The following is a 9,001-nucleotide window of genomic DNA, read 5'->3' as shown; positions in this document are numbered from 1 at the left end:
GAGGTCGAGCAATTCGCCGGAATCGTCGAGCTGGTGGTCGACGAGCCGGCCGCGGCCGAGGCGTACCTGCGCAAGGCCTACAACGGTTTTCGTCGCATGGGTCTCGATGCCGACACCGCCGAGACCGCGGCGTTGTTGGGCCGCACGTGCCTGGCGCTCGATCGGGATGCCGAGGCTAACGAGTTGTGTGCGGAGAGCGAACGTCTGGCCGGCCACGCATTGAAGGCGTCGATCGCCTGGCGCACGCTTCGAGCACGGCTGCTGTCCCGCGGCGGTGACCACGACGAGGCGCGGCGGCTTGCCCAGGAGGCCGTCGCGCTGGCCGAGCGCACCGACGCTTTGGTCGATCACGGCGACGCATGCCTTGCGCTGGCAACCGCCTTGGGTGCGGCCGGCGACGTCGCGGGTGCGCGTGCCGCCGCACAGCGGGCAGTCGAATTGTACGAACGCAAGGGCGCTGCCGCGCTTGCCGACCGGGCGCGCGGCCTGGTCGGCGATCGTGTCGTCGCGGTTCCCCAAGCGCCGCAAGAAGCGCCACCGTCCGTCGAACTTGACAACGAATGCGTCCGCTCGGTGCGCGAAATGGACGCCGCAATCGACCGGGAAGCCTGGGAGGAAACTGAGCGACGACTCGCGCCCGAGATCGTCCTCGAGAGTCGGCGCAAGGTCGTCGGATTCCCCCGCACAGTGGTCACGCCTTCCCAATGGGTCAACGATGTCGTCAGGAGCACGCGCGCGCTGGGCGGTGTATGGCACGGTCACGCAACTATCGCCGTGCGCGGTGAGCGGCTGGCGCTCACGCGATTGGAAGTGCACATGGCGGACACCAGTCCCGGTGCGCCGCGCGACGACTCGCTGCAATTGTTCGGCCTCGACGATGACGGACGAATCGGGCTGCACGTCTGGTTCGACATCGACGACATCGATACCGCAATGGCCGAGCTCGAAGCCCGGTTCCAAGCGGAGCGGCCCCCCACGCGGCGTTTGGAGAACACGGCGGCCCTGGTGTTCGAGCATGTTTGGTCGCACTTCGCGACCCGCGACTGGGATGCACTGGCGGACACCGTCGCCGACGACTACGTCGGCATCGATCACCGGCGGGTCGTGAGTGCCGAGACTCAATACAGTCGAAGTGCAGTCGTGCGAGATCTGCAGGCGGCCGCCGAAGTCGGCTTCACGATCTCGATGGTGAGCGCCGTGGCGATCCGCGGGAAGCGTCTGGTGCTCGCCCGCACTCGGGCCTCCGGCCGCGACCCCGGGGCCGTTGAAAACGACGCCCTCAACGTCGTCGAGATCGATGCCGATGACCGGATCGCGAACGTCGCCACGTTCGACCTCGAAGACATCGAGTCCGCAGTCGCCGAACTCGACGCACGCTTCATTGGCGGCGAAGGGGCCACGTACGCGCGCACATGGTCGGTGGTGACCGGGGCTCTCACTGCCCATAATCGGCGCGAACTGCCGGCCGCAACATCGGACGCGGTGACTATCGACCACCGTCGGGTGGCGACGTTTGCGCCCGGTGAGGGTCTGGAGTACATCCGTGCGGGCTGGGATCTCGACCAACAGCTCGACATCTACGTCGAAACAGAGCATCGCGTCAACGACCTCGGCGCCGTTTTCACGTGGGCAGGACATGGAACATCACGCGACGGCTTCACGGCGGAATGGCGCGGCGTCGACCTGATGCTGGTCGACGGCGAAATGATCAGTCGGGTAGAGGTTTTCGAAGAGACGGACCTCGACGCGGCGGTCGACACGTTCCAGAAGCTCACTCGGTCCGCACCACGGCCGGAAAACGCGGCGAGCCAAACCTACGAGCGCCTGATGCATCTGCTGGCGGCTCGCGACTGGGTCGCGATCACCGCGATAGTGGCCGACGATTTGTTCTACAACGACCGCCGGCGTGTGGTGAATGCCGGTCTCCGGCTTGGACGCAGTGCCGGGATCGAAGACGTGCGGGCGTTGGTCGATGTCGGCTTCACGCTGAAGATGGTTCAGGTCCTGGCGACCCGCGGCACGTCGCTCACGCTCTTGCGGATGCGCGCGTCGGGCAGCGACCCAGAGACGATTCAAAACGATGCCCTCAACATCGTCGGGGTCGATTCCGGGGGGCGGATTACGGCGGTAATTGTCTACGACGTCGACGACGTCGATGCCGCCCTCGCCGAACTCGACGCGCGTTACCTCGCCGGCGACGCCGCCGCCCACGCGCACACCTGGACGGTGATCACGGAGGCCTACGCCGCGCTCAACAGATTCGAGATGCCGGCGACAACAGCGGACTTCGTCAGCATCGACCATCGCAGGGGGGCGGCGTTCGCACCCGGTGACCTGATCGCCTACGTCCGCGCCGCGTGGCAGCTCGCTCAAGACGGCGCGACCCACATCGAGGCCGTCCATCGACTTACCGAGCTCGGAGCCATACTCACCCACGTGACGCACGGAACGTCACAGGAGGGCTTCGAAGCCGAGTGGCGGGAACTCTTCCTTCTGACCGTCGAAGGCGACGCGATCAACCGCTGCGAGTTATTCGACGAGGAAGACCTGGAATTCGCGCTCGCGCGGTTCGACCAGCTGGGCCAGCCGACAGTGCAGCTCGAGAACGCGGCAAGCCAAACGCACAAACGCTTGGAAACGCTTTTTGCGGCGCGCGATTGGGACACGATATCGGGCCTTCTGGCCGAGGACATTTCCAATGACGACCGTCGTCGGACGGTGAATTCCGGTACCCGAGAAGGCCGTCAGGCCACTCTCGAAGAGATGGCGGCAACGGTCGAAATCGGCGTCAAAACCATGACGTCTGACGTCATCGCCACCCGAGGCGACCGCTTGGCGCTCTGCCGTAGTCAAACGTGGGGTCGGGACACGGGGCCGGAGGCGTTTCACACCGATGTGTACGACGTTTTCGAGCTCAACGCCGACGGGAAGGTGTCGGCACGGGTCGTCTTCGATCTCGAGGACTACGCCGCCGCCATGGCGGAGCTCGACGCGCGCTACCTCGCCGGTGACGCGGCCGCCCACGCGCACGCCTGGTCCCTAATTACCGAAGCCTTCGCGGCGTTGAACCGGCGGGAAATCCCTGCCGTGACGCCCGACTGGGTGAGCATCGACCACCGACGACTCGCCCCAATCGGTCCGAGTGATTTAGCCGCGTACCTCCTTGCCAGTTGGGAACTCTCGCCACAGTCCAGGATCTACATGGCGGCTGTGCACCGGCTGAGCGATCTCGGCGCGGTGTTAACGCACGTGGCCATCGGGACCTCGCCAGAGGGTTTCGATGCGGAGTGGCAGGTCGTTGACGTTGTGACCTTTGACGGCGACCGGATCAGCCGCACCGAGCTTTTCGACGAAACCGACGTCGACGCTGCGCTTGCCCGCTTCGATCAGCTCAGCCTGCCGGCGCGCCAGTTGGAAAACGCCGCCACCCAAGCCGGTCGGCGGTATCTGGCGTTCTTCGCCGCCGGCGACTGGGACGCGATGGCGACGATGCTGGACGGCAACCTCGTATACGACGATCGCCGTCGTGTTGTAGGCGCGGGCCCCCAATATGGTCAAGACGCTCAGATCGCCGACATGAGGACAGTCGCCGGTCTCTGGCCCGCGAGCGTGACGGCAACCCTGGTGGCGACTCGCGGCACGCGACTTACCCTTATGCGCCTGCGCTTCGCCGATCGCGATGACGGCCTCGACGCATTTCTCACCGAAGTGGTCGGCGTGCTCGAACTCAATTCCAACGGGTTGATCACCTCAGTCGTCTTCTTCGATACCGACGACATTCACGCTGCCTTGGCAGAGCTAGATTCCCGTTACATTGCAGGCGAAGCGGCCGCCCATGCGCGCACCTGGTCGGTCATCATAAAGGGCTGCGCCGCACTCAACCGACACGAACTGCCAGCCACCACAGCCGATTTCGCGAGCATCGATCATCGCCGAGGGACAGCTCACGCCCCCGGTGAGCTGATTGAATACGTCAGCGCGGGATGGGATCTCGACCAAAGAATTCGAACCTATCCCGAGGCGGTGCATCGGCTGAGCGACGCGGGAGCGGTTTACACCCATGTCGCGCATGGAACCTCCCGCGAGGGTTTCGACGCTGAATGGCGAGGAATCAGCCTGGTGACGGTCAACGGTGACCTCGTCAGCCGCTCCGAAGTCTTCGACGAGGCGGACCTCGACGCCGCGATTGCGAGGTTTGAGGAACTCACCAGTCCAACGCAGCGGCTGGAGAATGCGGCGAGCCGGGTGGCCGAGCACTTCCTGGCGCATTATGCGGCCACCAACTGGGATGCAATGGCGCAGCTGCTCGTGGAAGACATGACCTCAGAAGATCGCCGTAGGGTCGTGAACTTAGGGAATCGACATGGCCGAGACGCCGAGATAGCGAATTGGCGTGGCACTGCCGACATCCTGGCCACTAACGTGAGGCGGTCCGTCGTCGCTACCCGTGGAGAACACCTTGCGCTCCTTCGTTTCCTCTTCGTGGGACAAGGACAGACGACCGCGGAGTTCCAGCTGCAGGGATTCTCCATCATCGAAATAAGCACGGACGGTCGGATCGTCGCGCTCGTCTCCTTCGACCCGGAAGACATCGACTCGGCCTTTGCAGAGCTTGAGGCCCGGTATTCCGCCGGCGAGGCGAGAGCTCACGCGCACACGTGGTCGGTGATCACGAACATCTACGCGATGTTCAACCGTCATGAACTCACCCCCGTGGACTGGCTCATCGTCGACCACCGGAGGGGCACGCCGTTCGCGTCCGGCGAGCTGAACCCTGCTCTGCAAAACTTCTTCGATCTCACCCCGGACTTCCGCGTCACGATCGAAACAGTGCACCAGCTCAACAAAGCCGGAGCGGTCGTCACCATTGACTCGCAAGGATTTTCACCTGACGGCTTGGATGTCGAATGGCGCATGATTCAACTACTCGTAGTCGATGGCGACCAACTCACGCGGTGCGAGCTCTTCGACGAGACGGACTTGGACGCCGCGATCGAGCAGTTCGATCAGCTCAGCCAGCCGCCACCTTCGGCAGAGAATGCGGCAAGCCGGGTCGTCCAGCAGTTCCTGACACATTTTGCCAGCCACAACTGGGAGGCCATGGCGGAACTAATCGCGGCTGACTTCTTCTCAGACGACCGCCGCTCCGTCATCAATGCCGGAATCCGACGCGGTCGTGATATCGAGATGGAGAATTGGCGGGCCACCGCAGAGGTCTGGATGAGTGATGTGCGCGCGGCCGTCGTTGCGACTCGCGGAAAGAACCTCGTGCTCTTCCGTTTCACGTTCGCGAGCCAAGACGCAGTACCCGCACCATTTCAAGCTGCGGCACTCGGTGTCGTCGAGATCGACGACGACAATCGATGCGCCGCGACCGTCGTATTCGATCCCGATGACGTCGATTCGGCCTTCTCTGAGCTCGATGCGCGCTACCTCGCCGGCGAAGCGGCCGCCTGCGAGCGCACATGGTCTGCCATCGTGGAGGCGTACGCAGCGATCAACCGGCGTCAACTACCAATGATGACAACCGACTTCGCAGATGTCGATCATCGGCGAGGTGCGGCGTGGGCGCCCGGCCAGCTGGTCGAATTCCTCCGTAGCGCGTTGGATCAGACGCCTGATCTGACCATCCGAATTGCCGCGGTGCATCGGTTGAATCGGCAAGGCGCCGTCGTCACCCACGCTGCGAACGGGACCTCGCCGGACGGCTTCGACGCCGAGTGGCGAGAGATCCTCTTTTTGATCGTTGATGGCGACATGCTCAAGCATTGCGAGGTGTTCGACGAAGCGGACCTCGGCGCCGCACTTACCCGATTCGATGAGCTGCAGTCGCGGTCGCACCGCCCGGTCAATGCGGCAAGCCAGGTGAGCGAACGGTTTTGGGACTGCCTCACGACGCGAGACTGGACCGCGATGACCGAGGTACTCGCCGAAAATGCTGTGTCGCACGACAACCGTCGGGTGGTCAACTCCGGTGTACTACGCGGGCGAGATATCAATATCGCAAACTTGCGAGCAGTGGCTGAGGTCGGATTCGAGCGCATTGTCTCGACGGTCCTCGCGGTTCGCGGGCAACGCCTTGCCCTCACTCGTATTTGGTCCTCCGCCCTGGGATGTGAGCCCGGGGAGATCAGTGCGGATATGGTCGGCGTCGTGGAGATCGACGGGGACAACCGGATGATTGTTCACTCCATCTTCGATGCCGACGACTTCGACGGCGCCGTGGCCGAGCTCGAAGCCCGGTACATCGCCGGCGAAGCGGCCACCCACGCGCACGTGTGGTCGCTGGTCGCCCAGGGCCACACCCAGTTCAACCGGCACGAACTTCCCGCGATGACGCCGGATGTCGTATACATCGACCATCGCCGGGGCGTGACGATCGAGGGCGCCGATCTGGCCGCAACTGTTCGCGCCAATCTGGATCTTCTTCCGCAGGTACACGTCTACGTCGAGAGTGTGCATCGGCTGACCGAACTCGGAGCCGTCGCCACGCAAGTGGTGAAGGGGACTTCACAACAAGGCTTCGACGCCGAGTGGCAAACGATCACCATCTTCACCTTCGAAGGTGATCTGCTCAGCCGATACGAAGTCTTCGACGAGACGGAACTCGACGCCGCCATCGCACGCTTCGACGAACTGCACCAGCAGCCGCGGCGATTGGAAAACGCGGCAACCCGTGCCGATCAACAGTTCTGGGGGTACATCGCGGCAGGTGACTGGAAAGCCCTGGGGGCGATGCTGGCTGATGACGTGGCCAATGACGACCGCCGGCGGACCGTGAACGCCGGCATTCGGCGAGGCCGAGATTCTGACGTCGCAAACATGCGAAGCCTTTCCGAGATCGGGGTCACCCACGTCACATCGATTATCATCGCGACCCGCGGCGAAAGACTTCTCCTCAGACGTACGCGATTCTCGCTGGACGAAGGGCCCGAAGACTTCAACGTCGAGCTGCTCTGCATTGTCGAGCTGGATGCCGAAAACCGGATTGCGACACGCATCCTGTTCGATCTCGACGAATTAGACGCCGCATTCGAAGAACTCGATGCCCGCTACCTCGCAGGCGAGGCGGCGTATGAAGGGCACACGTGGTCGCTCATGGCGCAGACGTACGCGGGGCTCAACCGGCACGAGATGCCGCCGACCACGCCGGATTTCGTCAACATCGACCATCGGCGCGGCATAACGTTCGAGCCGGGCAACATCGTCCCGTATGTCCAAGCCACCTGGGATGTCGCACCCGATCTCAAGATGCGCATCGAGACGGTGCACCGGCTGACAAACGCTGGAGCCGTCATTACTCATACCGGGTATGGCACCTCCCAGGACGGCTTCGACGCGGAGTGGCGAGAGGTCGTCTTTTTCACTTTCCGGGGAGACAGGGTCGATCGCTGCGAGATGTTCGATGATGTGGACGTTGACGCCGCCCTCGCGCGCTTTGACGAGCTGAGCCGGCCAAGACCGAGCCTAGAGAATGCGGCAAGCCGGGCAGAAGAGTGGCTCTTCGCGCACTCGGCGGCTCGCGACTGGGCAGCTGTGGCCGAAATCCTCTCTGGCGAAAGCGTTGTCGACGACCGCCGCCGAGTGGTGAATGTCGGCTTATGGGACGGTCGGGACGTCGTCATCGCGAACATGCAAGCCCTCGCCCAGGGCTTGGCACACGTGACGCTGACGGTCATTGCGACTCGCGGGGAGCGGCTCGCCCTCATTATCGTTCGATCTTTCAACTCCGACCTCGAGCATGGAGAGTTCGTCATCGAAATGCTTGGAGTCGCGGAGCTCGACGCGGACCTGCGCATTTCGGCCCACGTCTTCTTTGATCCCGACGACATCGACGCCGCCTTCGAAGAACTAGATGCCCGCTACCTCGCCGGTGAAGCGGCCCCGCACGCGCACACTTGGTCGGTCATCGCAGGCTCCTACGCCGCGATGAACCGGCGCGAGCTGTTTCCGACGACGCCGGATTGGGTGAATGTCGATCACCGACGCCCGGGGATATTTGAGGAAGGCGGCCTGAACGCATCCCTGCGTTCGCTGTGGCAACTGACCACCGACCTCACCTTCCGCATCGAAGCCGTCCATCGATTGACTGACCTCGGCATGGTCTGCTCCCATGTGGCTCAGGGTGTTTCACAGGATGGGTTCGACGCCGAGTGGCGGGGCATAGAAGTCCAGACGGTCGACGGTGACCTTATCGACCGCTGCGAAATCTTCGACGAGGCGGACCTCGACGCGGCCCTCGCGCGGTTCGACGAGGTCACCGCGATCAGGCCCGACGGTGGGTGACACGGCGCCCCGACAACAACCGCTCTATCTCCTGGCGGACAGTCAGCTGCTCTTTTGGAAACAGCGGGACCGGCTGCTCCTCGAGGCGGCCGTCGACGGATTGGCCCGAGCCAACCCCCTGAGCGCCGCATACATCGGCGCCTCCAACGGAGATCGTCCGGAGTACTACGAGATCTTCGAGGCGGCCATGGATGCGATTGGAATCACCACTCGCCGCATGATCGATTCGTCCTTCGGCCCCGACGATCGCAACTTCCTGGCGAGCGCCCAGTTGATCATCCTCGCCGGCGGGGACGTGCGCCTGGGCTGGGACACCTTCGAGAAGACCGGCATGAAAGGGGCGATTCTGGACCGGTATACCCACGGCGCGCTCCTGGTGGGCGTTTCGGCCGGTGCGGTCCAGCTGGGACGCTACGGAATCGTCGAGACGCCGCAATCTTCCGCACCTGAGCTGTTCGGCGTGTTCGACCTCGTTCCCATGGTCGTCGACGCACACGACGAGCGAACCGAATGGGCTCGGCTGTCGCGGACGATCGAATCTCTGAACGGAGCCGCCACCGGGCTCGGGATTCCGTCCGGTGGCGGAGTCATCGTTCACCCAGACACCGCGGTTGAGGCACTGCGCCGTCCCGCACATCAAATTCGTTTCCAGAGCGGTCGGATCACTCGCTCGCTGTTGCCCGCCGACGCATCCAGCTGAATTGCCCCGGACGCC

General features: G+C 63.7%; 2 protein-coding genes. Both read left to right on the top strand.

The features are described 5' to 3' along the window. Positions 1-33 precede the first annotated feature (33 nt). Positions 34-8,286, top strand: a complete 8,253-nt coding sequence (locus A9X03_RS00360; RefSeq protein WP_231975314.1) for a tetratricopeptide repeat protein — start codon at positions 34-36, stop codon at positions 8,284-8,286. Then, positions 8,279-8,986 (top strand): Type 1 glutamine amidotransferase-like domain-containing protein, encoded by a 708-nt coding sequence (locus A9X03_RS00355; protein ID WP_067748529.1) that lies wholly within the window; start codon positions 8,279-8,281, stop codon positions 8,984-8,986. Before A9X03_RS00360 ends, A9X03_RS00355 begins: the two co-directional genes overlap by 8 nt. Positions 8,987-9,001 lie beyond the last annotated feature (15 nt).

Origin of the sequence: Mycobacterium sp. E1715, from assembly GCF_001667625.1 — a bacterium.
GTDB lineage: Bacteria > Actinomycetota > Actinomycetes > Mycobacteriales > Mycobacteriaceae > Mycobacterium.
Note: the sequence above shows the minus strand (reverse complement) of the source record. Positions and strands in the feature narration are given on the sequence as shown.